The following is a 25,239-nucleotide window of genomic DNA, read 5'->3' as shown; positions in this document are numbered from 1 at the left end:
GTGAATGGTGTTTTGGTTTAAAAAGGATTACCTCTTTATATGTGACTAAAGAGGCAATCCGGGAAAAAGAATTATGAATTACGTCTGCCCCCGAATCCGGAACGACCTGAAGATCTTCCGCCTCCGTGGGATGCCTGTCCCCCCATTCTGGCAATTCTTGTACGGTCTGCCTTGCTCATTGCTGCAAAACCTCTGCTTGAAGTGCCTGAACCTGAATTGGAACTACGGCCCGAACTACTACTGTTACTGTTATTTCCTGATCCTGAATAAGAACCTCCTCTTCCTGAGTTAGAACCTGAATCCGAAGATTCTCCACCGCTATGAGAAACCTGACCTCCCATTCTGGCGATTCGTGTTCTTTCGGCCTTACTCATAGATGCAAAGCCTCTTCCTGAGGTACCGTCTGCGGACGAAGATCTGGAATTTGAACGCCCGCGAGAACTACCGCCGGAATTTCCTCCACGTGAGCCTCCTCTCCCTGAAGTAAATCTTCCCTGCCCGTCTCTCTGACTGTTTCCGTTACTCCCTCTGGAATCTCTGCTGTTACGCCCTCTCTGGCTGTAACCTTCATCATCATTGTTTTCTTTATCAAAATAATTTTCATATTCTGAAAAATCATCGTCATAGACTTCGTCTTCCGCGGCATCACTGAAACCATGATCATATCCTAATTGATAAATCGCTTCAAGGTTTTCCGGAGAATATGACTGTCCATCTGAGCTGCGCCTTCGTGAGTTTCTATTGTTCATAACTCGTTTTTTATATTAATATTTAGTGATAGGTATCGCTGTCCGTGACTAGTATTAGACGGCAGCAATTGTGTGTCGGTAATTTTAAAATGATTAATAAATAAAAGCAAAATGCTTTTTGCGTGCCTTTTACTAAGGTCTTAAGAGGTGTACAGAAGAATTATCTCAAATTTACATCATAATAAATCACTTTTTTATGACCTCAATCATGTTAATGCATATTAGTATAAAATTTTACGATCTTTTAAAGTAAGCATACCTTCTTTCTCCATTTTCTTTAATGCCCGGATAACCGTTTCTACACGCAGGCCTGTAAGATTGGCGATCTGCTGCCTTGTAAATGCAATATGAAAACACTGATGGCAGTCTTCGTCATGATAGCTTTTAAGATAATCTAATAAACCCTGCAGCCTCTGCATCGGATTTTGAGAAGCCAGACTCTGCATCATTTTTAATTTATAAAAAATTTCCTGTGAGAGACAGGCATTCATTTCCAGAGAAAGATGCGGATACTGAGTGATCATTTCAAAGAAATTATTCTTGGGAAGTCTTATAATTTTAGACTTTTCAAGACATACAGCGTTGATCGGATAACGCTGATTGAGGAAAAGCATTGCTTCACCGAAGCTCTGCTTTTTACCCAGAATATTATGAATGAATTCTTTTCCGTTTTCATTATAATTATTAAGTTTTACTTTTCCTTCTGTAATCTGAAAATAATAGAGTGCGTGATCTTCTTCTTTGAAAACTGATTCGCGTTTTTTGTATTCTCTTTCTTCTGCGCCAAAAGAATACAGAAGACTTTCGTCAATATTCATGCAGCTTATTGTTTTCATAACTTTCAATAGATTTTAAACAAAAATCGCAAATAATATACCTAAAATGAAATTTAATATAAAATTTTACGATTTTCAATTCTTACTATTTTATTTCTTTCCATATGTTTGATGGTCCTTATCGCAGTCTCTACACAGAGACCGGTAAGGCTGGCCATCTGCTGCCTCGTCAATGGAATCAGAAAAGAGTAAGGACTCAGGTCCTTTTGAAAACTTTTTAGATAATCCATTAAACCTTTAAGCCGTATGGAAGGATTTTGAGATGAAAGGTTCTGCATCATAATGAACTTATAGTAAAGGCGTTCCGAAAGAAAGCTGTTGACCTCGACATATAATTCCGGAGATTGGTTCAGCATATTGAAAAAAATGGATTTATGAAGTCTTAGAATGCTGCACGCTGTAATCGCTTCAGCATTCATAGGATAGGGCTTATCTATGAAAAGAATAGATTCTCCGCAGCTTTCACCATCGGATAAAATGTTTTGAATGAATTCTTTTCCTTCCTCATTATAATTATTGAGTTTCACCTGTCCTGTAATAATCTGGTAATAATAATTCGGAATGTCTCCCTCAGAAAATATTGTTTCTGATGGGGTATAATGTCTCGTTTCTGCTCCCGCTGAAATCAAAATGTTTTCGTCGATAACCATAATACTTTGTTTTTGGTGTTGTTTTCTTCTTCTTTTCTTCTTAGTCTTAGTAAAAATATTATTGGGAACTGACTTGTTATATGCATGCAAAAACCACACCTTACTCATTATATTAAAAGTTAAAATAAGTTAAAATGATTGATATATTTAAGTATATACTTATTTATTAATGATATTTTAGCAGTATAATCATCAATAAATTGATTTTTTAATACCACATTTGTAAGGTCACAGTCATAATAATTTGCATGCAAATAAGAAAATAAAACCCGTTTTACTTGTCGAAAACGGGTTTTCCATAAAAATAACAGAAAAGACTGCTATTTTTGTATTGTTTTATTTTTAGGGCTATTTACAGTATCCATATTGTTTTTCGAGGAAACTGTATCTGTACGTAATGTATCGGAAGGAAGCGGCGTAACAGAGGAAACGGTATCTGCTGCCATAGTATCAGCTGTAATGCTGTCCGTAGCTAAAGGCTCTTCTGTTTTGGGTTCTTTTTTGCAACTCAGAACAATAATTCCTATTAGCAAAGTTGGGATGATGAATTTCATAATCATAAATTTTTGTGGTGATGTTTCAAAAGTAGACTATTATGCGACCCTTTTCTTATGACTTAAATCATAACGATTTATTTTTAATTATTTCGCAAATCTCTTCGTTCCTGCCACGCACAAAATGACCCCTACCGTTACCCCCACCATTCCAACGCTTACCTGCTCATGAAGAAGCCAGGCCGCCAATGCGAGACCAAAAAATGGCTGAAGCAGCTGCAGCTGTCCTACGGTAGCAATACCTCCCTGCGCTAGTCCCTTATACCAAAATATAAAGCCAATAAACATGCTGAAAAGAGAAATATATGCCAGCCCAAACCATCCCTGAAAGCTAACATTTTCAATATTTTCAGGAAAGTAGATAAAAAATAAAGGAATCATAATCGGTAATGCCAGCACCAGAGCCCACGAAATCACCTGCCAGCCTCCTAATGTTTTTGACAGCTTTGCCCCTTCTGCATACCCCATCCCACACAAAATAACAGCAAGAAGCATCAGGATATCGCCAATAGGAGATGCTGATATTCCCTGTGAAACAGCATAACCGATTACAAGCAGACTTCCCACTATAGAAAAAATCCAAAATACAGGATGGGGTCTCTCTCCTCCACGGAAAACACCAAAAATAGCTGTAGCCAAAGGAAGCATTCCCAGAAATACAATAGAATGAGCCGAAGTAAGATATTGCAGCGCTAATGCAGAAAGAAGCGGAAAACCAACCACACAGCCGAGAGAAACCAATAGTAATGGTATCAGATCTTTTTTTACAGGACGTTTTTCTTTACCCAGCCACAATACGATCAGGGCCAATAGTCCTGCAACCGCTGCACGAACTATTGTTACAAAAGTGGGGCTCATTTCCATTACGGCTAATTTTGTTGCCGGCAATCCGCCACTGAACAGAACTACGCCAATAAAACCATTGATCCATCCGCTTATATTTTCATCTTTTGTTATTTCTTTTGTCATCATTTATTCAAGCTTTTTAATTAATGGTTCAAAATTAGAAAGGATATTTAGATAAACACAGTATCAGTTTTGTATATTTGCATGAGCACAGTTTAAAGATATGAGCAAAGAATTTTTATATACAGAAATTGCAGACGGAATCGCAGGACAGATCAGAAATGGCATTCTGAAGGCTGGAGACAGGCTTCCTTCAGTTCGAATGCTCTGCCATGAACATCAGGTGAGCATGAATACAGCCAAACGGGTTTTTCTTGAACTGGAATCCCAGTCTTTAATAGAGTCTAAACCGCAGTCCGGTTATTTTGTGAGCCAGCTGCTGTCTGCAAAGCTTCCCCTGCCTGAAGTAAGCCGTCCGTCACTTATTGCCAATAATGATGAACCGGATGAGCTTATCAGTAAAGTATATGAAAATATGGGTAAAAAGGATCTCACCTTTTTCTCAATAGGTATTCCGTCGGGAGATCTCTTACCGCAGGCTAAACTGAAAAAAGAAATTGTAAATGCTATAAGGGAATTAAAAGAAGGAGGGACAGAATATGAGGAACTTCAGGGGAATCTCAAGCTCAGAAGAATGATTGCCATACGTTCTCTGCAATGGGGAGGCAACCTGAGTGAAAATGATCTGATAACTACCAACGGCGGCATGAATGCACTTTCTTTCTGTTTAATGGCCTTAGGAAAGCCGGGAGATACCATAGCGATTGAAAGTCCCTGCTACCCGGGCATTCTGCAGCTTGCGAACGGATTAGGCTTAAAAGTACTGGAACTTCCTACCCACCCTACGACAGGAATTGAAATTGAAGCGCTAAAAAAAGTTATTCCGAAAATCAATATCTGTCTGCTCATTCCCAACTTCAATTCGCCTTTAGGAAGCTGTATGCCTGATGAAAATAAAAAAGAAATTGTAAAAATACTTTCTGAGAATAATATTCCGCTTATCGAAGATGACGTCTACGGAGATCTTTATTTTGGCTCTAGCCGTCCAAAATGCTGTAAATCTTTCGATAAAGACGGAAGCGTTCTCTATTGCAGCTCTATTTCAAAAACACTGGCTCCCGGGTATCGTGTAGGCTGGATTGCACCTGGAAAATATAAAGAAAAAATCCTCAAGCTAAAACTTCTGCATTCCACTTCCTCCATTTCGATTGTTAACGAAGCTGTTGCCAACTTTCTGAAGTCAGGGAAATACGAAAAACATCTTCAGCAGCTCCGCAGAACTTTACAGTTCAATTATCAGAATTATGTTCAGACCATCGCAGAATCTTTTCCTGAAGGAACAAAAACCAGCAGGCCGCAGGGAGGTCTTTCCTTATGGGTAGAATTTGACAGAAAAATAAGAACTACAGAATTATATGATCTTGCCATCAAACAAAATATAAGCATTGCTCCCGGAAGAATGTTTACTTTTCAGGAGCAGTTTGAAAACTGCATGAGACTTTGTATAGGACTTCCGTGGAACGAAAATACTCAGGCAAAGCTGAGACAGATTGGGCAGCTTGCCAAAAAGATTTATTTAATGTAAAGAAGAAGGAGGCTGGAAGATGGAAGTTATTATAGTCTTCAGACTAATCTTTGTCAATCTGTTCATAAGACCTCACACTTCCCTCTTCCAGCCTTTTATTTATTGTCCGGAACGAAATTTTTTCTCGCCAGCTCTTTTCTTACGCGGCTTAAGCTTTCAGGCGTAATTCCCAGATAGGAAGCGATCATCCACTGGGGAACCCTTAGAAGCAGATCCGGATACATTTTAATGAATTTCATGTACCTCTCTTCTGCGGTTTCTCCCAGTAAAGAATTGATTCTGTTCTGAAGGCTTCTGATATGTTTCTGAAGGAGAAAATCACTTCTTTCAATACTGTTCGGGAACTGCTCTACCAGCTTATTAAAGAAATCCGGATGCAGAAACAGAACTTCTGAATCTTCCACTGCTTCTATATAATAAATGGATTTTTCATTAAAATAAAGACTGCTTCGGTCGGAAATCAGCCAGCTTTCAGGCGCGAACTGTATAATATGCTCTTTCCCGTTTTTATCAATAGAATACATCTTTATCAGTCCTTTCTCTACGAAGAAAATATGCCGGCATATTTCCCCATATTGAAGGAGAAACTGGTTTTTAGGAATTTTCTTTACTTCATAATGGAGACTGCAGGTGTTCACATTTTGAAGCGGAACATTCAAGACCTTGGCTAAATAATTATTTATATTCTTCATGATACAATCTGGCTTAAAGAAATATCCTGATGCGAAGCATTGTTGACAGGCTTTCCGTTTTCTATTACAATAAGCTGCGGACTTTCGTGCCTGATCTCAAAATCTGCCGCTATTTTATTAGAAACAGGCCTGTGGGCTAATAGATCAAGATAGTACACATGCACTTCCTGATCAGAATTTTCAACTTCTTTTTCAAAGTTCTTCAGGACTGTTCTGCTGATAAAACAGCTTGTTGAATGCTTGAATATTGCTATTTTATTCTGAAAAGAATCCTCTATTGCCTGGGCAAGATCTTCTTCAGATTCTATCTTTTTCCAGAACGTTTTCTGTTCCGGGGTTTCGTTTTTTCCACCGAATATTTTATCAAAAAAACTCATACATTAAATTGTTTTAGATGATGATCAAGATGTTTATATTCTAAAAATGTCCAGTCTTTTTCAGTCATTTTACCGAATAACCTGTGACGGTCCGGAAATTTATTGTTTTCACAAGCTTCCCGGAATTCCTCCAGCGTTTTCAGCAGATTGGTTTTTGAAACATCAAAATCACACTCAAAATTAATGATTAGTTTTTGAAAAGTAGGCATATTTCTGGGAATTCCATTATTGAAAATATACATTTCTATTTTAGTTAAAATTCCAATAGCCTCAAACATGACATTAATAGCGGGAAGCTCAAGCTTTCCCAAAGCCACCTGAAGAACTAGGTCACAATGCTTTAGCATTTGACATACGTTCATTTTCCCCCATTTTGCCACTGAATTTTCAGATAAAAGGGAAATCCTTTCAATAATTTCCTGGTAATATATAGGATTATGAAGACTTTTCCTTACCAACCTTTTACAATCTTCAGATTTTCAATATGAGCAAAATGATGATTACAATGCCAAACGTATAAGGCAAGACTTTCTCTTAAATTATAGTTCTTATTGTGTTCAGGATGATGGAACGTTCTTTCAAACTGCTTATTGGTAAGGCTTTTAAGAAGTACTACCCATCTTTGGTGTGTACCTTTCAGAATTCTCATTGCGGGTTTTACCGGCATATGAAAACTGTCCTGAAGCTCAGCCCACCTGGCTTCATCGTAAGGCTTTATAGTAGGATTATCTTCTGTAAGAGCAAGCTTGAATTGGATAAAACTGTTCATGTGACTGTCAGAAAGGTGGTTTACAAGCTGTCTCACCGTCCATCCCCCTTCTCTGTAAGGCGTATCCAGCTGATCGTCCGTAAAATGTTCAATGAGATTTTTTAGTCTGCCGGGAAAATCTCTGATTACTTTGATATAGCTATCCAACGTGGTATCACAAATGTTTTCCGGAGTTTCAAACGGGCCTATCGGAAACTTTTTTTTATCTAATTCACTCATTATTCAAAGGTTTTAATTTTTAATTGCTGCCGATTTGTCCGGTCCTGATCTATCAGAATAATTGACGATATCAGCGTGTGCGAATTTACCAAAAATTCAAGAATCTTAGGTGAATAAAGCATTAATTATACCGATAATAATTTCTGTGGTACCGTTTATTCATTAAAAAAGGTTTCAATGCTATAAAACTGAAACCTTTTATTATTGATAATCAGATACTAATAACCATGTAAATCAATACCCTCTGTTCTTTGCAAAGTCACTTTTCTGCCCATTTTCTTTTGAATTACGCGGAAATGCTGCAATTCGTCATCTGTCAGAATACTGATTGCTGTCCCTTTTTCATGAGCACGTCCTGTTCTCCCGATACGGTGGATATAGTCCAGCGGGGAACGCGGTAATTCATAATTGATTACACATGGCAGGGACTCTATATGAATTCCCCGGCCGATTAAGTCGGTAGCCACCAGAATCTGGGCACCGTTCACTTTAAATTCTTCGAGATTATTCCTTCTCGCTCCCTGCGACTTTTGACTGTGAATAGCTACAGCCTTTATTTTATTCTTTTTAAGCTTCTCGACCAGGTTATCCGCAGATCTTGTAGAGGAAACAAAAACCAGTGCTTTCTCAACCTTCTTTTCTTTAATCAGATATCTTAAAAAAGGTCCTTTATTTTCCGGGGAAACGTGGTAGGCCAGCTGTTCAATATGATCAATTTCAACTTCTTCTTTCTTAATTTCAATCACTGTAGGATTAATGGAAAGCCGTTCTTTCATTTCATCAACTTTTTCATTAAGAGTCGCTGAAAACAAGATCGTCTGTTTGGCAGCAGGCATCATAGCAAAAAGCTTATTCATTTCTTCACCAAATCCGAGCTGGAACATTTTATCGGCTTCATCAATCACCAGATGTTTAATTCCTGAAATGCTTAATGCGTTGTGGTCAATTAAGTCCAGCAAACGTCCAGGTGTTGCAATCAAAACTTCAACGCCAAACATGCCTTTCATCTGTGGATTGATAGAAACTCCACCATATACGGCCATTGTACGCACTTCTCTTTTCAGATTTCCTGTGAAAGCCCTGCAAACTTCATCAATCTGAATCGCAAGCTCACGCGTAGGAACCAATATTAAAACCTGAACATTACGGTCTTTCTTAACTTCTGCATTCTGCAGTTTTTCTAAAATCGGCATCACAAAACAAGCCGTTTTCCCGGAACCTGTCTGTGCAATTCCCATCAGATCTTTCCCCTGTAAAATAACGGGAACAGCCTGCTCCTGGATGGGAAAAGGCTTTAAATAACCCAACTTATTAACAGAACGAATAATATTGTGTGATAATCCTAAAGACTCAAATGACATAAAATACTTATTTGCTGCAAAGATACGTTATTGATATTTGGTTTATACTTCACAACACCATATGATTCGGGCAAAATCCAATAATTTTAAATTGTAGTCTACTTATTTTTACAAGGATCAGAAAATTACATTGCCTATTTGTCCGATAATTCGGTTTTGGACAAATTTTTGCCAATTAGTTTTGTAAATTTATCAAAAATTCGAGAATTCAAAATATGAAAAAAGCGTTAATAATAGTCGATGTACAGAATGATTTTTGTGAAGGCGGAGCACTTGCAGTCCCTGGAGCCAGCGAAATTATTCCCTACATCAACCTTTTGATGGAAGAAAATGAATATGATCAGATTGTTCTTACACAAGACTGGCACCCGGCGGGCCATAAGAGCTTTGCAAGCAGTAATGGCAGAAAGGTAGGAGAAAGTATTATTTTAAATGGTGTTCCTCAGTTTATGTGGCCGGACCACTGTATTCAGGGAACTTTCGGGGCCGAATTTCACAAGGATCTGAACAGAGACAAAGTAACCCATATTGTACAAAAAGGTAAAAATATCGAAATAGACAGCTATAGCGGCTTTCAGGATAACAATCACTTTATGAAAACAGGGCTGGACGATTTCCTGAAGTACCATGATATTCAATTGGTTGAAATTGTAGGTTTAGCATTAGACTATTGTGTGAAATTTACGGCGCAGGACGCTGTGGCAAGCGGATATGTAACGTGTCTTCATTTCAATGGAACACGCGCTGTTAATGTAAAACCCGACAACGCCAGAGATGCAATCTACGACATGATTGAAAAAGGAGTAACCGTGTTGGGCTAGTTCTTTTTATGATGGGCTATGAAGCTTAAGTTCATTCCTTACGACAATAGAAAAGCGCAGAATATATTTCTGCGCTTTTTGTTCTTTATCCTGAATAATACTTTTTGAAAGAATAATGTAAGCTCTAATTCTGAATATGTCATTCACAATTTTTGCCCATCACTGTTCTAAAGCATTTTAAGGTTGTTTACTTCCAGTTCGGTAAGGATTCTCCAATGCCCTCTCTTGATATTCTTCTTCGTTAACCCGGCAAACATTACCCTGTCTAAAGCTTCTACTTCATATCCTAATCTTTGGAAAATTCTTCTGATAACACGGTTCCATCCGATGTGGATTTCAATTCCGATTTCGTTTTTAGGCTTTCCTTCAATGTAAGAAATCTGATCTACAACGGCTAAACCTTCATCAAGACGAATTCCCTCAGCAATAAGACGCAGATCTTCACCAGTAAGCTTTTTATCAAGTGTTACATGATAAATCTTCTTGGCATCAAAAGATGGATGTGTCAGTTTTTTTGTCATGTGACCGTCATTGGTCAATAAAATAACTCCTGTTGTAGAACGATCCAGTCTTCCAACCGGGAAAAGTCTGTAAGGAGAAGCATTCGCTACAAGGTCCATTACAGTTTTTCTTGCTTTATCGTCTTTTGTCGTAGAAATATAACCTTTGGGCTTATTCAAAAGTACATATACAGGTTTTTCCGGAGTAATGCTTTGTCCGTCAAAGACTACCCTGTCCGTTTTCTGTACCTGATATCCCATTTCGTTAACTACTTTTCCGTTCACTTCTACCAGTCCCTGCGTGATAAGGTCATCTGCTTCTCTCCTGCTGCAGATTCCTGAATTGGCAATATACTTATTAAGACGGATCGTGTCTTTATGGACATCTTTGTCAATTTTATTTAACCTTCTTTTCTGTACAAAAGATTTTGCTCTGTCGTCTCTTTCATCTCCGCCAGAAGGTCTTCTTCCGTATTTAAGGCTGCCTCTTTCATACTTATCTCTTGTATCGAAATTTTTTCCGCCTCTCTTAGGTTTTCCGAAAGATTTTTTCTCATAGCTCTCACTCTTGTTCGTGATGTATGGCTTTTTTTCAGATTTTGACCCGAAATCGTCACTGGAATTTTCGAAGCTGTCTGTATTTCTTTTGAAAGGTTTCTTTTCAAATCTTGAGTTGGATCCCTGATGTTCTGCCCCTTTTCTTCCTCCGTCTTTAGCAAACGGTTTCTTAAAAGGCTTTGATCCTGAAGAATTTCCAGATCTGGAAGCACGAGAATCATCAGAACTTTTCTTGGTTGAAATTCTTGGTCTCTTTGGTCTGTCTGAATTATTATTATCTCTGCTCATTCTAAAAATTTCTGCAAAGATAGTAATTTAGTTACGAGTTAAAAATTAAGAATCATAACTTTGCAATATAGTTTACATTTTAACTTTACATACAATAGAAGATGATAACAATATTAAACGATAATTTTTCTCAACTCAATACGTTTCTTCACGGAAAAAATTTCAGCAAAATCTTCATCCTTGTAGATGAAAATACACATGAATACTGTCTGCCTGTTCTTTTAGGCAACATGGAAACAGATCTTGGCTTTGAAATTTTAGAGATTGAAGCCGGGGAAGAAATGAAAAATATCCAGACAGCCAATCAGCTTTGGGAAATTCTTACGGAAATGCAGGCAGACAGAAAAGCACTGGTTATCAATCTTGGCGGCGGTGTAATTACTGATATGGGAGGATTTGTAGCATCTACCTACAAAAGAGGAATACAGTTTATCAACATTCCTACTACCCTTTTGTCCATGTGTGATGCATCTATAGGAGGAAAAACAGGTATTGACCTTATGCATTATAAAAATATGGTGGGAACTTTTGCCTTTCCGGAACAGATTTTTATTTTCCCGAAATTCTTAGAAACACTCCCTTTTAAAGAATTAAGAAGCGGCTTTGCAGAAATGCTGAAACATGGTTTAATTGCGGATAAAAATCATTGGGATCAGCTGATCCAGATCCGTAAGCTGGAGGTGGAAACCGTTATTCCGCATATACAGACTTCGATGAATATTAAGCAGCTTGTTGTAGATCAGGATTTTCATGAGCAGAACATCAGAAAAACACTGAATTTCGGGCATACCATTGGCCACGCCGTAGAAAGCTTATGCCTGCAGCAGGAAAATCCTATTCTTCACGGGGAAGCTGTTGCCATGGGAATGATTACAGAAGCTCATCTGGCTTATCTTGAAAATCTTATTTCTGAAGAAGATGCAAAAACTATCGTTGAAAATATTCAGAGATACTATCCTTATCTTGATATCAGTGATTTTAAAGATGAAGATATCACAGCATTATTATTAAATGATAAAAAGAATACAGACAGCAAAATCAACTTCTCTCTGCTTTCCGGAATCGGTTCCTGTACTTATGACCATCAGTGCAGTCAGGAAAATATCCTTGAATCATTAGCTTTTTACAGAAAATTGAATGATGCTAAATAATTTTCAGAAAGATAAATCTGCTTTACATAGAGTTTTTAACAAAATTGTCAATTTAGACCCTATCTAAACAAATGTTTATTTAAAACCACAACAATTTAATAATCAGTATATTATTTAAAAAATCACTTAAACACTAAGTGATTTTTTATTGATTTTACTCATAAAAAATATTTTTGGCAAGCAATTTGAAAGATACTCTGCGTTCAACTGAAAATGCTGAACAGTAGTAAAATTTAAAATTAGAAAGAGTAAAATTAAAAAATTAAAGTTATGAAAAAGTTAATTTTAGGATTAGCGTTAACTGCAGGAACATTCGCATTCGCTCAACAAACAGGAAGCACACCTACTAATCCGGTAACGTTCGGGGTAAAAGGTGGAATGAACGTATCTTCATTATCTAATGGTGCCGATTTAAGTGATTCTAAGTCAAAAATCGGTTTTAACGCAGGAGTTTTTGCTAATATTCCTTTGGCAAGTTCTTTCAGTGTACAGCCTGAGGTTATTTATAACGACTTAGGTTCAAAAGTAACCAGAGAATATACCGTTCTTGGAAACAATTATAAAAGTGAATATTCAAGAAATCTAGGTTACGTTGCAGTACCTGTAATGTTCCAGTATAATGCAACTCCAGAGTTTTTCCTTGAAGCAGGTCCGGAGTTTGGATTCCTTGTAAGCGCTAATGATAAACTGAAAAGCTCAACTAACAACAGCAACAGCACACAGATTTCAAGTCTTAATAAGGACGATTTCCAGACGTTTAACTTTGGTATCGGTATTGGTGCAGGATATTATTTTACGCCTAGCTTAGGACTTACTGCAAGATATACTGCAGGTCTTACTGATATTTACAAAAACAATTCTGGTGACGCTGTAAGAAACAATGTATTCCAGGTAGGTTTAGCTTTTAAATTCAGATAAGCTGACACATTCACTAACAAATTTTATATTCAATAGAAAAGATCAGGCAATTTTTTGTCTGATCTTTTTTTTATGTTAAAAAAATTAACATCCAAAAAGAGGTGAAATATAAAGGGTTAGCAAAGGTTTTAAATTTTGGCATACATTTTGTTACGTAATGAAATGTTAAATAAAACTTAAAAACTATTAAAATAAAAACTTATGAAAAAGTTAATTTTAGGTCTTGCTTTAGTAGCAGGTACTTTCACTTTCGCTCAGAAGACTTCTACTGCTTCATCTTCTCCAGTTAGATTTGGATTGAAAGCAGGTCTTAATATCTCAAATATTTCTAACAGTGACTTGAATTCAAAAGCTGGATTTTATGGTGGTGTTTTTGCCAACATTCCAGTAGCACAGGATTTCTCTGTACAACCGGAAGTATTATACAGCGGAATGGGTGCAAAATTTAAGGCTAATAGTGATACGAAGGTCAATCTGGATTATATTTCAATCCCTTTTATGCTTCAATATAATGCTTTGCCAAACCTATACTTGGAAGCAGGACCACAGTTTAGTTTTCTCGTAAATTCAAAATTCAAGAACAACTCAAATTCGGCAGATGCTAAAGACATTTTCAAAACTTTTGACTTTGGAATTGGTCTAGGTGCAGGATACTACTTCACTCAGAATATTGGAATTACGGCAAGATACGTTGCAGGTTTAACAGATGTTGCCAAAAATAGACCCGATTTATCTGAAGATAAAGCTAAAAACGGAGTATTCCAGTTAGGTTTAGCTTACAAATTCTAAGAACAAAGGAGCTTTTGAAGAGCCCTTTTCTAAGCAATACGAAGCCGGATTAAATATAATCCGGCTTTTTTTATTGTATAAATCTTTTTGGCAAGAAATTTGCGTACAGTGTAATGATTGTACTTTACTACGGAAATTTCCAGTTTATGGTTTCTGTTTTTACAATGAAATTGGTATCAATTCAGATGAAAGCTCATCTAAATTTCAATACTGAACATCTAACTATTACCATTTTAAACTTTTAACGGGAACTGCATTAAGTTGTGTGACATTGTAAAGTGCAAAGCAAATACGTAAAGTTTTGCTCCATAATTAGATACATTTTGATTTCAATAGAAGAAGTCAGGTTTATTAGTTTAAGCCTGACTTTTTCGCTTTCAGTATGATTGTTATCACTTCTTACCTTTGTGGCAGATGTTTTGCTGCAAAAAAGAAAATTTTAAACTTTAACCATGAAAAACATTGTTCTAGGATTGGCATTAGCCGGATCACTTTTTATGAATGCTCAGAAAAAAGAGCAGAATACCGCTTCAAAATCTCCTGTTACATTTGGGGTAAAAGCAGGATTCAATGCATCAACTTTCAGCAATAGCAACAGCGATTACGGTGACAATAATGAAAAAATAAAACTGGGTTCTCATGTTGGGGTATTTGTTACTATTCCCGTTGCAGAAAAATTCAGTATACAGCCTGAGCTTCTTTTTAGCCAGATGGGATCCAAAACAGAACAACAATATACCTACGCTTCTCTGTCAGACGGTTATCTGGTAAAGCGGGAATTCAGTTATAAAACCAATCTGAATTATCTTGTTCTTCCTGTAATGGTTCAGTATAATATTCTTCCTAAGCTTTATGTGGAAGCGGGTCCTGAATTTGGATATTTACTGGGCGGAAAATCGGAAGGAGATCTAAAAACCGAAGATACATTCGGCGGTTCTGTAACCATTCGTAACGAAAGCTTTTCGAATAAAATTCCCATGGAGCTTTACAACAGGTTTAATGTAGGGATTGGTATTGGAGCAGGATATTATTTTACTCAGAATTTTGGAGTGACCGCAAGATTCAGCGCAGGGATCACGGATCTTTTTAAGGACAATCTTTACGAAAATAAAATAAGAAATAATGCCCTTCAAATTGGAGTGGCTTATCAATTTAAATAGAGATATTTATTATTTTCACAGGGATGCCGGGCTTTAAAAAGTCCGGCATTTTTTATTGAGTTGCCTATAAAAGCTCAGAACAGTCTCTTTTTTGGTTAAAATTGGTTTATTTTTTTCTTTTTTTAGCATTTCAATGATTCGTAATGATATTTTTTTAGTATTGAATTTTTTGTATAAAATATAGAGTATGGCACTTTATTTATTCATCAAAACGGGAAAAACATCAAAAATAACCATCAGGAAAACCATCTGCAAAGCCTTTTAAATAAGCGTTTTTCGACTTTGGCAAGCAATTTGCAAAATAATTGGAGTCTGACAGAGAAATTATCCGACACACAAATAGTAAAATTAAAAAATAAAATTATGAAGAAGTTATTTTTAGGATTAGCATTAACTGCTGGTACGTTAGCTTTCGCTCAGGAAACAGAAACAAAGACAGAGACAAAAACAGTAAATGCATCACCTCTAAAAAAAGATGTTCAACCCGTTAGATTCGGGATTAAGGCAGGGGGAAACTCAGCTTATTTCAGTGAGCAGAAGTTTGGTATCAACAGCCAGCAATTAGGTTTCCATGCAGGTGCATTTGTTAATATTCCACTTTCAAAACAGTTCAGCTTACAACCTGAGGTATTATACAACCAGATGGGTGCTAAAGATGTAATCTCTTCTACAGAGACTGATAATGGAGTAACAAATGTAAAGACCAAAGTAGAAGGCAGAGTGAAAATGAATTACATTTCAGTTCCGTTAATGGTTCAGATGAGACCTGTTGATAATTTTTATATCGAAGCAGGACCTGAATTCAGTTATTTCATCAATGGAAAAACTAAAGGAGAAACGAGTGTAGCCACTACTACGGGAGGAGTTACTACAACTACTACCAGTTCAAATACTGAAGATATCGACAAAGATCAGATCAACAGATTCAACTTTGGATTAGGTCTTGGTTTAGGATATGATATTACTTCGAACATTGGGATCAGCGCAAGATATGTAAACAGTTTGACAAAAATTGACAAAAGCAGACCTGCGGCTGAAAACAACAACCGAGTATTTCAGTTAGGACTGAATTATAAATTCTAATCAGAAGAACCAATTTTTTAACCGAAGTGCATTAACCTTGCACGCATAAAATAGCCGGAAGAATTTCTTCCGGTTATTTATTTAAGTCCTATCATACGGTTATTCAAATATTCTCGGATCATCGCTGATCACACCATCTATTCCCATCTGTTTTAGTTCTTGAAGCCTTTCTTTGGTATTTACAGTCCAGGGGATTACTTTCATGCCTAACGCGTGGCATTCTTTTACTAACCCAGGTGTCACGAGATTATGTTCAGGACTGTAAATGGTTGGGATAAAACTTAGAAATTTCATGTCTCCTGCCACACCATTCAGATGATTGGGATACATTCTGAATTTTTCTGCAGGAATGTTTTTAAAATAAGCCTGCTGCTGAGCCATTTTTTTATCATCTACTTTTTCTACCAGTAAGGCTGTCATGATTTTAGGGTACTCTCTGTGAAGGATTTCCAGAGTTCTCGGATCAAAGGACTGGATAATCACTCTGTCCTGAATCTTTTTTTCCACAATAATTGTCATCATCAGGTCTACAAACTCTTTAGGTTCCGGATGGAATATGTTGTCAGAGAAAGGGCGGGTTTTGGTTTCTATGTTGTAAAAAGGCAAAGGTCTTTTCAATTCGCGGGCGTAAGCTTCACATGCATCTATCACATCTGAAAAGAGGGGTTTCTGGACCTTTATTTTCTTTTGATCAGGATAGTTATTTAATTTTTTTATCCCTACATCAAAGGTTTTAATCTTTGTGTAAGGCATCTCGTAGATTTTATAATAAAAACCTGAGTCTTTGGGAATATAGGTTCCGTCCGGCTTTGTAACGAGTTCCGGTGAAAGAAAGGCATTATGGGAAAGAATAACTTTTTTGTCTTTCGTTACAGCAAGATCCATTTCCAGGGTGGTAACGTTCATTTTCAGCGCATTTTTCATGGCCGGGATGGTATTTTCAGGATAAAGAGATTTTCCTCCCCTGTGCGCCTCGTTATCGAAAGCCTGTGAAGAATAAAGCTGGGCGAAAACCATCAATATACCTGTAAAAAATACGTGTCTCATATCCTGAAGTTTTAATTCAGCGAAATTACCACTCAATTATATATTATATAATACAGGAATATTAAGCTTTTGCTACATTTAAAAACAAAAGAGCCGGATTATAAACCCGGCTCATTATTCCATTATTTCAATAAGAGATTAGTTGAATAAATCCACCTCCTCTCCTTTTCCAACTGGATATTCTTCGGTAAAGCAACCAAAACAGTGGTTAGCTGATCCTAAGATGTCTTTCAGATTGTCTATGCTTAAAAACTCTAAGGAATCTACCCCAAGATAGTTTTTAAGTTCTTCTGTAGTCATATTGGCAGAGATCAGATCATCTTTGGACGGAGTATCAATTCCCAGATAACATGGTGCAATAATAGGTGGAGAAACACTTCTGAAGTGGATTTCTTTCACTCCTGCATCTTTCAGAATTTTAACCAGTCTTTTAGAAGTGGTTCCACGAACGATAGAATCGTCAATAATGACTACTCTCTTATCTTTCATTTCAGAGATGATCGGGTTCAGCTTAAGGTTCACTACCCTTTCTCTCATTTCCTGAGTAGGAACGATGAAGCTTCTTCCGATATATCTGTTTTTGATCAAAACAGGACGGAAAGGTATTCCTGAAGCTTTTGAGAAACCAATAGCAGCGGGAACTCCGGAATCCGGAACACCGATCACCAGATCAGCTTCTACAGGCGCCTGTTCCCAGATTTTCTCACCAGACTTTTCTCTGATTTCATATACGTTGATATTTTCCAGCGTAGAGTCTGGTCTTGCAAAATAAATATATTCAAAAGAACAGATTCTCTGTTTCCCCTTCGCTTCATCCATCATATAAGAATGAAGTTTTCCAGGTTCGTTTTCGTTGGTATAAATGATCTCACCAGGAAGGATATCTCGTACATACTGAGCTCCTACAGCATCCAGTGCTACAGACTCAGAAGCTACCACATACGATCTTTCGTCGATAGCTCCCAATACCAGCGGACGGATTCCGTTGAAATCTCTGAATGCAAAGAATTTATTTCTGGTCATCCCTACAACAGAATAAGCACCTTCAATTTTTTCCATGGTGGCTTTGATAGCACCACGAAGACCCAAATCAAGGTTTTTCTGGATCAGTCTCAGGATTACTTCAGAATCGGAAGTGGCTCTGAAAACCACGCCTTCAGCCTCTAATTCTGCTTTTAATTCTTTTGCATTGGTAAGGTTACCGTTGTGTGCTATAGAAAGTATAATCTGGTCATATTCGTTTTTGGCGAAAAATGGCTGGAAATTATATTTCTTTTTATCTCCTGCAGTGGTATAACGGGTATGCCCGATTGCAGAATTTCCCATAAAAGTTTCAGGTTCCTGAATTTCTTTATAAACATCCAAAACCAGTCCTTCATCTTTCATGTTGGTGATTCTTCCCTCTTTTAAAACGGAAATACCACAAGCCTCCTGACCTCTGTGCTGTAAAGCAAAAAGACCGAACTGTGAAAGCGAGAAAGTATCCAGATCACTGTCCGAATACAATCCGAAGATCCCACACTCTTCATTGGGAGCATCCAGTCTTTCCTCTTCCTGAGTTCTGAACAGATTCCTTCCGTAAGTCTGGGTTTTAAACTGTTTTAAATATTCACTTTTATGAATGTCTAAACTTTTCATTTCTATTTTTTCTAATTGTAGATCTTGGAAGTCAGATTTCAGATCTCAGATTAAAGCCAACTTCAAATTTTAATTTTGTTTGAATCAAGACAATATTTTCAGTGCCAACATCTGAAATCTGTTACCTGAAATCTTATTTCTGTAAAAGATTCTTAAGACGGTTATAGATTTCCACATAAGCCTCAGTAACTTCTCCTAAGTCTCTTCTGAATCTGTCTTTATCTAATTTCTTCATGGTATCTTTATCCCAAAGTCTGCAGGTATCAGGCGAGATTTCATCTGCTAAGATGATTTCACCGTCTGAAGTTTTACCTAATTCAATTTTGAAATCTACCAGAATGATGTTGATTTTGTCAAACAGGTCGATCAGGATTTCGTTGATATCTGAAGTAAGCTCATACATTTCGTCAAGTTCTTCATACGTAGCTGCGCCTAAGAAAACAGCATGGTGATCGTTGATAAGCGGATCTCCCAATTCGTCTTTTTTGTAGCAGATATCGAAGATGGTTACCGGAGATTTGATTCCTTCTTCCACTCCTAATCTTTGCGCCATGCTTCCTGCGGAGTAGTTTCTCACTACCATTTCCAAAGGAATGATAGACACTTTTCTTACCAGCTGCTCTCTTTCGTCCAGCTGCTTGATGAAATGAGTTTTGATTCCTTTTTCATTTAAGTATTCAAAAATAAGGGTTGTGATGGCATTGTTCATTTCCCCTTTAAGGTCTACCTGGCCTTTCTTTTGAGCGTTAAATGCTGTAGCATCGTCTTTGAAACGTACTACTACTTCATCAGGATTATCGGTAGCAAATACTTGTTTCGCTTTCCCCTCGTACAACATTTCTTTCTTTTGACTCATAATTTTACTTTCTAAATTGTAGTTAGATTTATTGATTTATTTTATTATAATTCCTGTTAAGACAGCCAGTCCAAAACTCAGCAGAGTACCAATTAATACATATTCTGTAAGTTTTCTCTGTTTTGCCTGTGCAAGGTCACTGAATCTGAAAACAGATTTGGCAGCTACCATGAAACCTACGCCTTCCCAGTGATTCACCATGATAAAAGTGAATACCATCAGACGTTCTAAAATTCCGATATATTTTCCGGCACTTGATAAAGATTCGGTTTGGATTGTGTTGGGGCCATCAGGAGCGGGTGTCCATGATGACAGTAAGATTTTGATAAAGATAGAAGCTGGTGTTGTCAGGAACAACGCTGCCATAATGATCTTTAAAAATTCCTGATTCTGTAAAAACCCAAAGCTGAATTCCTGAAAATAAAAAGAAACTCCTCCGATTACCAGAACATGCAGCACCTGATCTATGAAAAACCATCTTTTCTTTGTCTTTACATTCTGAAAGATAAGCTTGGCAGCATCAATCATAAAGTGAGTAATTCCCACCAAAACGGCAACCCACCAAAGTTGAAGATCCCAAAGGAAAATAAAACTTAAAATGGTGTGAATCAGAACATGAATGTATAAAAACTTACTTTTCAGTTTATAGTTTTCCTTGTCTGCAACCCATGAATTTGGCTGAAGTATAAAATCTCCGAGTAAATGTGCCAATATGAGTTTGATGAAGATCATGCCTATAGTTCTGAGATTTTCTTTCTGAAATACTGATTGGTTTCCACGATGAGCTCATAGTTGGCTCGCTTCAGCCTCTGGCTTACAGAAGACTGTGAAATAGCAAATCTTTTAGCAAGATCCTCCTGCGTGATATCCTGATTCATGATCATCTCATGAATAATCTCTGATGTAGCCATGGTCCAGTTATCAAAATCCTTAGACGACCATTTCAACAGGATATTTAAATCCCTGTCTACCGCATCACTTGAAGTTTTGATGGCAACGGTATGTCCGTCATTTTTAAGATCATTCAGGAGTCTTCCGGAGTGTACGTATGCCGTACCGTTCGATTCAGTGATTTTCTCTGAAGAGAAACTTTCCTCACCAATACCTATAGCCATCCTGACATCTAAATTTTCCTGACTTTTAATAAGAGATTTTATGGCTAGAAACCGCCAGAAAACGTCATCAATTTTGCATTTGAACTGGAACTCGTCACCTCTGTAGATTTCCCATGTGCCGGGAGCGCTTCCCCATTTTTCGAGAAGATGTTTCAGCCTGGTAATCCAGACTTCCGTGTCCGCATGCTGTGAATTTATAATATCACCGGTAATGACCGCTATCATACTGCAAATATAAGCATAATTACTTATATATAAAAGATATAAGCAGAAACACTTATAGATATTGATTATTAGGGATTCTGCTTATATCAATGATGCAGTAAACATAAGGTTTTTAAGGCTTTATATTACATTCTACAATCAGAAAAAATCAACATTCAGTTTAAAATTTTATTATAAGACGGAGTTTAACTCCAAATTTTTACATTATTTTTAAGGAAGAAGCTATTCCTGCTATCCGCACACAAACCCCGGCTCCCTCCTTTTCCGGCGGCCTGCTGTGGGGCAACTGCTGCTATCAGGGTTATAACATTCATTGCGGGCAAAGCAATCTTATCAAACTTTAAGAAATAAACCTCACAGGTTGTTAAAAACTGTGAGGTTTGGTTGGTCATTGAAATGACAGTACGTCTTAGGATGATCTATTTTTTAATAAACTGATGCGCTTTTTCATCAAGTTTTAAGAAATAAACTCCTGCCGGAATTCCTTGTACGGAAATGCTCTTTTTATTTTTGAAAGGATTTTTCTCGGTATAGATTACTTTTCCGGAAAGATCTATGATCTGTGCTGTTTTTACCAGCGCTGTTTCTCCGTTTACGTAAATATTGTCATATACCGGATTCGGATATATTGCAAACTCGTTATTGTCAGCAATCAGCTCTGCTGAAGATAACGTTCCACCCAGATTCTGACAGTAGTTAGACGGATAAGAATCCCACTCGCTGATAGTAAATGTATCTGTAGGTTTATTGATGCTGCTTTTCCTGTACAAAGATACATTACCGTTAGTATTGGTTGTGTATTTTACTCCGATTGCATCTACGGTAACCGTTTTATTATAGGCAAGCTCCACATAATTTCCTCCTGTAAAAGTGAGCGGATCAGAAGCTGTCACAAATTTTGCCTGGGCATTGGTATAACAGGACAATGTAGATTTTGGATTCAAAATAACAAACGTTTCGTTATCTGCCACTTTGCCTTCCAGTTCGTAAGTATCTCCACTGTAAATAGCTCCTGAGGCGTTATTCTTGAACTGAATATTAATTCTGTAATTATTTAAATTCACCTCATGCCCCGTTTTATTAACAATTTCCAGCGCATTATTTTTAATAGTATTAGCTGTATTATTCGTTCCCGATATGTATTTTGTGATCATAAGATCCGGGGCGTAAGAGTCCATGGCAATGGTGGAGGCCGTGACTGTATTGCTGAACCCAGACTCCAGGTATCCCTTATCAAAAGCTTTTACTGTAAAAGTATAAGTGGTGGAAGGTGTTAAATGATCGATGCTTACAGAAGTGCCCCTGGTGACAGCAACAGGCGTTGTAGAACCGTTCATATAGACTCTATATCCCAAAATATCAGCATCAGGAGAAGCGGTCCAGTTAAGGTTAACAAAATAAGCATTCTGCTGTGTGGAAACCAGTGATCCGGGAGCTGTAGGAGCTGTATTATCCGGCGTTTCAGACCAGATCATATCAATCCATTCAGGATGATCAATAAAAGGATTTCTGTTTTTTTGAATAGCATAGACAGCGTTGTTTCTGTCAATTTCCCGTTGTGAAACAGGGTCTGCGGTACTCCACTGCTTCAGCATGGCAATATAAGGAAGATCAATGGCTCTCTCTTCCGTTCCGTCAAGCGGACACTGATCGGTAGCGGGTGTAATGTTCGCAGAGGTGCTGTAAGCGGTATTAAACGATCCCAGTTTTCCTTCATATCTTACTGCAAAATACAGCAAAGTTCTTGCAACATCTCCTTTAAACTCATTAATAGGCTCATATACTCTTCCGGTATAAGGATAGTTTGGAATCGCAGCGTTAGCCATTCTGGAGCCGTTGGTAAAATTATAGAAATTCGTATTTCCGCCTACTCCATAAGGGTAATTATTTCTCCTCTGATTAATATATGCATCTACAGGAATAATAAAGTTCAGATCCGAGTACATAGGATAATCACTGATGGAAGAACTAGTACTGAATGTACTCTGAGGCATCATATGCTCCCTGTTATACCCAAGACCCTCTGCTCCTGCAGTACTGATTAAATTATCCACTTTATATTCATATGAGTCAGGTGCAGCAGGTATTTCAGAATAGATATCCAGCAAATATTCAGTATTTGAAGCACCGTGGTCATAATATTTATCAAGATCAGTCTGACTGTAAAGCGCAGGAAGATCATCATAATGCCAGTTAATCATTTTATCCGAAATAATATCGTGAATTTTTGATTTCAGGGCATACCCTGTCAGTCCGGCTGTTCCGTTATAATAACCGGCAGGAGCCTGCGCAGAAATATAAGAAGATATTAGAACGATAGGAAGTAGAATTTTTTTCATGCATTAAAAATTGGGGGACTAAAATAGTGAAATAAAAAATGTAAAAGGCTTAATGTTTTATTAAGAAAGTATTAATTTCCAAAATATAAAAAATTGAATATTAAACGTATTGACCCTTAAATCCTGCGAATGAAATAATTTGTTTTAGCATTCCATCAATTTGGTTATCTTTGGGAACTAACTATTATTATATGAATACAGAGACTATTGACAACATCAAAATGATAGCGGAGACGGCTAGAGAATTTGCAGAAAAGAACATCAGACCAAACATCATGGAATGGGATGAAAGCCAGACTTTTCCAAAAGACTTATTCCACCAGTTAGGTGAGATGGGTTTTATGGGGATTGTTGTTCCTGAACAGTATGGAGGTTCCGGCTTAGGTTATCATGAGTATGTTACGATCCTGGATGAAATTTCTCAGGTTGACCCATCTATTGGTCTTTCTGTAGCAGCACACAACTCTCTTTGTACGAACCATATCTATGAATTCGGAAATGAAGAACAGAGACACAAATGGCTTCCTCAGCTGGCCTCCGGAAAAGTGATCGGAGCCTGGGGGCTTACAGAGCACAATACAGGTTCAGATTCAGGAGGAATGTCTACTACTGCTGTAAAAGATGGTGACGAATGGATCATCAACGGAGCTAAAAACTTTATTACTCATGCCATTTCCGGAGATATTGCCGTAGTAATGACAAGAACAGGAGAAGTGGGTGCTAAAAACAATTCTACAGCATTTGTTTTAGAAAAAGGAATGCCTGGATTCAGTTCAGGAAAAAAAGAAAATAAACTGGGAATGCGTGCTTCCGAGACCGCAGAACTAATCTTTGATAATGTGCGTGTACCGGATTCACACCGTTTAGGAGAAGTGGGTGAAGGTTTCAAGCAGGCTATGAAAGTATTGGATGGAGGTAGAATTTCTATTGCTGCCTTAAGTTTAGGTACTGCAAGAGGAGCTTACAAAGCTGCCTTGAAATATGCAAAAGAAAGACATCAGTTCGGAAAACCGATTGCTGATTTCCAGGCGATCAACTTCATGTTAGCAGATATGGCAACAGAAATTGATGCCGCTGAACTTCTTATTCAAAGAGCTTCTACCCTGAAAAATGCAAAACAGAAAATGACAAAAGAAGGAGCTATGGCTAAATTGTATGCTTCTGAAGCTTGTGTGAGAATTTCAAACAATGCCGTTCAGATCTTCGGAGGATACGGATATACAAAAGACTTCCCGGCTGAGAAATTCTACAGAGACTCTAAGCTTTGTACTATTGGTGAAGGTACCTCTGAGATCCAAAGACTGGTAATCGGAAGAGATATTACAAAATAATAGAAATGTAAAAACACATACAAATGATTAAACAAGCCCTATTAGGTGAATTTCTGCATGAAGCAGAAAACACCAGAAAACTTTTAAAAGCTATTCCCGACAGCGCTCTCAATTGGAAACCGTCTGAGAAAAACTGGACGACAGGCCAGCTGGCTTCTCATATTGCAGAAGTTTATAACTGGTATGAATCCACATTCAATCAGGATGTTTTTGATATGGGCACCTATCAGTATGATAAAGGAGATATTTCCAAGGCAGAAAATATTGTTGCCAAGTTTGAAGAAAATGTAGCAAAAGCTCAGAAAGTCATTGAGAATTCAGATGAGAACGCTTATTTTAACGAATGGAAAATGGAGATGAACGGCAATGTACTTTTCCCTCCTATGCCAAAAGTTCAGGTTGTAAGAGCTTTTCTTTATAATCACCTGTACCATCATAGAGGTGAACTGGTTGTTTATTTACGGTCAACCGGCAATAAAGTTCCCGGGCTCTACGGACCGACTGCTGATGACAACAGGTCATAAATACTTATTATATCAAACCAAAAAAAATGACATATACTTCGGTATGTGTCATTTTTCTTTAGTACAAGGCGTTTTCAATTATAATTAATGCATTGCATAATATATTGAATAAACAATCTAAATTTTTCATAAAAAATTTTGTTTTCCGTAACATAATTTTTATTAGATTTGATATTCCACAATCAAATTTAATATTTA

General features: G+C 37.3%; 26 protein-coding genes. 9 read left to right on the top strand and 17 right to left on the bottom strand.

What is annotated here, in order from left to right; genetic code table 11:
* Positions 1-71: 71 nt before the first annotated feature.
* The 5 genes from BLW74_RS08920 to BLW74_RS08900 form a co-directional block, all read right to left on the bottom strand.
* On the bottom strand, positions 72-749 hold the full coding sequence (locus tag BLW74_RS08920; RefSeq protein WP_089691896.1) for a KGG domain-containing protein: 678 nt from the start codon (positions 747-749) through the stop codon (positions 72-74).
* Between the two features lie 221 nt (positions 750-970).
* Positions 971-1,585 (bottom strand): Crp/Fnr family transcriptional regulator, encoded by a 615-nt coding sequence (locus tag BLW74_RS08915; RefSeq protein ID WP_228424840.1) that lies wholly within the window; start codon positions 1,583-1,585, stop codon positions 971-973.
* Positions 1,586-1,638: 53 nt separating this feature from the next.
* Positions 1,639-2,235 carry a Crp/Fnr family transcriptional regulator gene (locus BLW74_RS08910; RefSeq protein WP_089692591.1) on the bottom strand — a complete coding sequence of 199 codons (597 nt, stop codon included), beginning with the start codon at positions 2,233-2,235 and terminating at the stop codon, positions 1,639-1,641.
* A gap of 320 nt (positions 2,236-2,555) precedes the next feature.
* On the bottom strand, positions 2,556-2,789 hold the full coding sequence (locus BLW74_RS08905) for a hypothetical protein (protein WP_139265717.1): 234 nt from the start codon (positions 2,787-2,789) through the stop codon (positions 2,556-2,558).
* Positions 2,790-2,876: 87 nt separating this feature from the next.
* Positions 2,877-3,761: a DMT family transporter gene (locus tag BLW74_RS08900; protein ID WP_089691891.1), complete on the bottom strand. Its 885-nt coding sequence runs from the start codon at positions 3,759-3,761 to the stop codon at positions 2,877-2,879.
* A 97-nt stretch (positions 3,762-3,858) separates the two neighbouring features.
* Here BLW74_RS08900 and BLW74_RS08895 point away from each other — a divergent pair, with 97 nt between their 5' ends.
* Positions 3,859-5,280, top strand: coding sequence for an aminotransferase-like domain-containing protein (locus BLW74_RS08895; protein ID WP_089691889.1), 1,422 nt, complete (start codon positions 3,859-3,861; stop codon positions 5,278-5,280).
* Between the two features lie 95 nt (positions 5,281-5,375).
* Here BLW74_RS08895 and BLW74_RS08890 read toward each other — a convergent pair whose 3' ends face one another.
* The 5 genes from BLW74_RS08890 to BLW74_RS08870 form a co-directional block, all read right to left on the bottom strand.
* The gene (locus tag BLW74_RS08890) at positions 5,376-5,972 is read right to left on the bottom strand and encodes a Crp/Fnr family transcriptional regulator (protein WP_089691886.1); all 597 of its coding nucleotides are present in this window, start codon (positions 5,970-5,972) and stop codon (positions 5,376-5,378) included.
* Positions 5,969-6,349 carry a bacillithiol system redox-active protein YtxJ gene (ytxJ, locus tag BLW74_RS08885; RefSeq protein WP_089691882.1) on the bottom strand — a complete coding sequence of 127 codons (381 nt, stop codon included), beginning with the start codon at positions 6,347-6,349 and terminating at the stop codon, positions 5,969-5,971. The genes BLW74_RS08890 and ytxJ overlap by 4 nt, the downstream gene beginning before the upstream one ends.
* The gene (locus tag BLW74_RS08880) at positions 6,346-6,807 is read right to left on the bottom strand and encodes a DUF1569 domain-containing protein (RefSeq protein WP_228424838.1); all 462 of its coding nucleotides are present in this window, start codon (positions 6,805-6,807) and stop codon (positions 6,346-6,348) included. The genes ytxJ and BLW74_RS08880 overlap by 4 nt, the downstream gene beginning before the upstream one ends.
* Positions 6,801-7,337, bottom strand: a complete 537-nt coding sequence (locus BLW74_RS08875; protein ID WP_089691879.1) for a YfiT family bacillithiol transferase — start codon at positions 7,335-7,337, stop codon at positions 6,801-6,803. The genes BLW74_RS08880 and BLW74_RS08875 overlap by 7 nt, the downstream gene beginning before the upstream one ends.
* Positions 7,338-7,555: 218 nt before the next feature.
* Positions 7,556-8,698 carry a DEAD/DEAH box helicase gene (locus tag BLW74_RS08870; RefSeq protein ID WP_089691875.1) on the bottom strand — a complete coding sequence of 381 codons (1,143 nt, stop codon included), beginning with the start codon at positions 8,696-8,698 and terminating at the stop codon, positions 7,556-7,558.
* 215 nt (positions 8,699-8,913) lie between these two features.
* Here BLW74_RS08870 and pncA point away from each other — a divergent pair, with 215 nt between their 5' ends.
* Complete coding sequence (gene pncA, locus BLW74_RS08865; protein WP_089691872.1) at positions 8,914-9,519, top strand: bifunctional nicotinamidase/pyrazinamidase; 606 nt, start codon at positions 8,914-8,916, stop codon at positions 9,517-9,519.
* 167 nt (positions 9,520-9,686) lie between these two features.
* Here the strand turns inward: pncA and BLW74_RS08860 are convergent, their stop codons facing one another.
* Complete coding sequence (locus BLW74_RS08860) at positions 9,687-10,865, bottom strand: pseudouridine synthase (RefSeq protein ID WP_089691869.1); 1,179 nt, start codon at positions 10,863-10,865, stop codon at positions 9,687-9,689.
* A 101-nt stretch (positions 10,866-10,966) separates the two neighbouring features.
* Between BLW74_RS08860 and aroB the strand changes: the two genes are divergently transcribed.
* The 5 genes from aroB to BLW74_RS08835 all read left to right on the top strand — a co-directional run bounded on the left by aroB (position 10,967) and on the right by BLW74_RS08835 (position 15,966).
* Positions 10,967-12,016: a 3-dehydroquinate synthase gene (aroB, locus tag BLW74_RS08855; RefSeq protein WP_089691866.1), complete on the top strand. Its 1,050-nt coding sequence runs from the start codon at positions 10,967-10,969 to the stop codon at positions 12,014-12,016.
* A gap of 270 nt (positions 12,017-12,286) precedes the next feature.
* Positions 12,287-12,934: a porin family protein gene (locus BLW74_RS08850; RefSeq protein WP_089691863.1), complete on the top strand. Its 648-nt coding sequence runs from the start codon at positions 12,287-12,289 to the stop codon at positions 12,932-12,934.
* Positions 12,935-13,135: 201 nt separating this feature from the next.
* Positions 13,136-13,723, top strand: a complete 588-nt coding sequence (locus BLW74_RS08845; RefSeq protein WP_089691860.1) for a porin family protein — start codon at positions 13,136-13,138, stop codon at positions 13,721-13,723.
* Positions 13,724-14,175: 452 nt separating this feature from the next.
* The gene (locus BLW74_RS08840; protein WP_089691857.1) at positions 14,176-14,883 is read left to right on the top strand and encodes a porin family protein; all 708 of its coding nucleotides are present in this window, start codon (positions 14,176-14,178) and stop codon (positions 14,881-14,883) included.
* Between the two features lie 363 nt (positions 14,884-15,246).
* The gene (locus tag BLW74_RS08835) at positions 15,247-15,966 is read left to right on the top strand and encodes a porin family protein (RefSeq protein ID WP_167358401.1); all 720 of its coding nucleotides are present in this window, start codon (positions 15,247-15,249) and stop codon (positions 15,964-15,966) included.
* A gap of 99 nt (positions 15,967-16,065) precedes the next feature.
* Here the strand turns inward: BLW74_RS08835 and BLW74_RS08830 are convergent, their stop codons facing one another.
* From BLW74_RS08830 to BLW74_RS08800, 6 genes are all read right to left on the bottom strand, one after another.
* Positions 16,066-17,013 carry a glycerophosphodiester phosphodiesterase family protein gene (locus tag BLW74_RS08830; RefSeq protein WP_089691851.1) on the bottom strand — a complete coding sequence of 316 codons (948 nt, stop codon included), beginning with the start codon at positions 17,011-17,013 and terminating at the stop codon, positions 16,066-16,068.
* 138 nt (positions 17,014-17,151) lie between these two features.
* Complete coding sequence (gene purF / locus BLW74_RS08825) at positions 17,152-18,651, bottom strand: amidophosphoribosyltransferase (RefSeq protein ID WP_089691846.1); 1,500 nt, start codon at positions 18,649-18,651, stop codon at positions 17,152-17,154.
* Between the two features lie 133 nt (positions 18,652-18,784).
* Positions 18,785-19,507, bottom strand: coding sequence for a phosphoribosylaminoimidazolesuccinocarboxamide synthase (purC, locus tag BLW74_RS08820; RefSeq protein WP_027372243.1), 723 nt, complete (start codon positions 19,505-19,507; stop codon positions 18,785-18,787).
* A gap of 36 nt (positions 19,508-19,543) precedes the next feature.
* Entirely contained in the window at positions 19,544-20,239 is a 696-nt protein-coding gene (locus tag BLW74_RS08815) for a DUF3307 domain-containing protein (protein WP_089691842.1), read from the bottom strand.
* 2 nt (positions 20,240-20,241) lie between these two features.
* Positions 20,242-20,847, bottom strand: coding sequence for a SatD family protein (locus tag BLW74_RS08810; protein WP_089691840.1), 606 nt, complete (start codon positions 20,845-20,847; stop codon positions 20,242-20,244).
* A gap of 419 nt (positions 20,848-21,266) precedes the next feature.
* Positions 21,267-23,186 (bottom strand): endonuclease, encoded by a 1,920-nt coding sequence (locus BLW74_RS08800; RefSeq protein WP_089691834.1) that lies wholly within the window; start codon positions 23,184-23,186, stop codon positions 21,267-21,269.
* Between the two features lie 191 nt (positions 23,187-23,377).
* On the opposite strand from BLW74_RS08800, the gene BLW74_RS08795 reads away from it, so the two are divergent.
* Both BLW74_RS08795 and BLW74_RS08790 read left to right on the top strand, forming a co-directional pair.
* Positions 23,378-24,517, top strand: a complete 1,140-nt coding sequence (locus tag BLW74_RS08795) for an acyl-CoA dehydrogenase family protein (protein ID WP_089691830.1) — start codon at positions 23,378-23,380, stop codon at positions 24,515-24,517.
* A gap of 23 nt (positions 24,518-24,540) precedes the next feature.
* The gene (locus BLW74_RS08790) at positions 24,541-25,041 is read left to right on the top strand and encodes a DinB family protein (RefSeq protein ID WP_089691827.1); all 501 of its coding nucleotides are present in this window, start codon (positions 24,541-24,543) and stop codon (positions 25,039-25,041) included.
* Positions 25,042-25,239: the final 198 nt, after the last annotated feature.

Origin of the sequence: Chryseobacterium culicis, from assembly GCF_900108365.1 — a bacterium.
GTDB lineage: Bacteria > Bacteroidota > Bacteroidia > Flavobacteriales > Weeksellaceae > Chryseobacterium > Chryseobacterium culicis.
This window is presented reverse-complemented; position numbering and strand designations above follow the sequence as displayed.

Excerpts from the sequence above, each read along its gene's own strand:
- BLW74_RS08890 (WP_089691886.1), bottom strand. The coding sequence starts at position 5,972 with ATGAAGAATATAAATAATTATTTAGCCAAGGTCTTGAATGTTCCGCTT.
- BLW74_RS08860 (WP_089691869.1), bottom strand. The coding sequence starts at position 10,865 with ATGAGCAGAGATAATAATAATTCAGACAGACCAAAGAGACCAAGAATT.
- BLW74_RS08850 (WP_089691863.1), top strand. The coding sequence starts at position 12,287 with ATGAAAAAGTTAATTTTAGGATTAGCGTTAACTGCAGGAACATTCGCA.
- BLW74_RS08810 (WP_089691840.1), bottom strand. The coding sequence starts at position 20,847 with ATGATAGCGGTCATTACCGGTGATATTATAAATTCACAGCATGCGGAC.
- BLW74_RS08905 (WP_139265717.1), bottom strand. The coding sequence starts at position 2,789 with ATGAAATTCATCATCCCAACTTTGCTAATAGGAATTATTGTTCTGAGT.
- BLW74_RS08840 (WP_089691857.1), top strand. The coding sequence starts at position 14,176 with ATGAAAAACATTGTTCTAGGATTGGCATTAGCCGGATCACTTTTTATG.
- BLW74_RS08845 (WP_089691860.1), top strand. The coding sequence starts at position 13,136 with ATGAAAAAGTTAATTTTAGGTCTTGCTTTAGTAGCAGGTACTTTCACT.
- purF (WP_089691846.1), bottom strand. The coding sequence starts at position 18,651 with ATGAAAAGTTTAGACATTCATAAAAGTGAATATTTAAAACAGTTTAAA.
- BLW74_RS08875 (WP_089691879.1), bottom strand. The coding sequence starts at position 7,337 with ATGAGTGAATTAGATAAAAAAAAGTTTCCGATAGGCCCGTTTGAAACT.
- BLW74_RS08915 (WP_228424840.1), bottom strand. The coding sequence starts at position 1,585 with ATGAAAACAATAAGCTGCATGAATATTGACGAAAGTCTTCTGTATTCT.
- BLW74_RS08795 (WP_089691830.1), top strand. The coding sequence starts at position 23,378 with ATGAATACAGAGACTATTGACAACATCAAAATGATAGCGGAGACGGCT.
- BLW74_RS08800 (WP_089691834.1), bottom strand. The coding sequence starts at position 23,186 with ATGAAAAAAATTCTACTTCCTATCGTTCTAATATCTTCTTATATTTCT.
- BLW74_RS08830 (WP_089691851.1), bottom strand. The coding sequence starts at position 17,013 with ATGAGACACGTATTTTTTACAGGTATATTGATGGTTTTCGCCCAGCTT.
- BLW74_RS08790 (WP_089691827.1), top strand. The coding sequence starts at position 24,541 with ATGATTAAACAAGCCCTATTAGGTGAATTTCTGCATGAAGCAGAAAAC.
- BLW74_RS08815 (WP_089691842.1), bottom strand. The coding sequence starts at position 20,239 with ATGATCTTCATCAAACTCATATTGGCACATTTACTCGGAGATTTTATA.
- BLW74_RS08920 (WP_089691896.1), bottom strand. The coding sequence starts at position 749 with ATGAACAATAGAAACTCACGAAGGCGCAGCTCAGATGGACAGTCATAT.
- BLW74_RS08870 (WP_089691875.1), bottom strand. The coding sequence starts at position 8,698 with ATGTCATTTGAGTCTTTAGGATTATCACACAATATTATTCGTTCTGTT.
- purC (WP_027372243.1), bottom strand. The coding sequence starts at position 19,507 with ATGAGTCAAAAGAAAGAAATGTTGTACGAGGGGAAAGCGAAACAAGTA.
- BLW74_RS08895 (WP_089691889.1), top strand. The coding sequence starts at position 3,859 with ATGAGCAAAGAATTTTTATATACAGAAATTGCAGACGGAATCGCAGGA.
- BLW74_RS08910 (WP_089692591.1), bottom strand. The coding sequence starts at position 2,235 with ATGGTTATCGACGAAAACATTTTGATTTCAGCGGGAGCAGAAACGAGA.
- aroB (WP_089691866.1), top strand. The coding sequence starts at position 10,967 with ATGATAACAATATTAAACGATAATTTTTCTCAACTCAATACGTTTCTT.
- pncA (WP_089691872.1), top strand. The coding sequence starts at position 8,914 with ATGAAAAAAGCGTTAATAATAGTCGATGTACAGAATGATTTTTGTGAA.
- BLW74_RS08900 (WP_089691891.1), bottom strand. The coding sequence starts at position 3,761 with ATGATGACAAAAGAAATAACAAAAGATGAAAATATAAGCGGATGGATC.
- ytxJ (WP_089691882.1), bottom strand. The coding sequence starts at position 6,349 with ATGAGTTTTTTTGATAAAATATTCGGTGGAAAAAACGAAACCCCGGAA.
- BLW74_RS08835 (WP_167358401.1), top strand. The coding sequence starts at position 15,247 with ATGAAGAAGTTATTTTTAGGATTAGCATTAACTGCTGGTACGTTAGCT.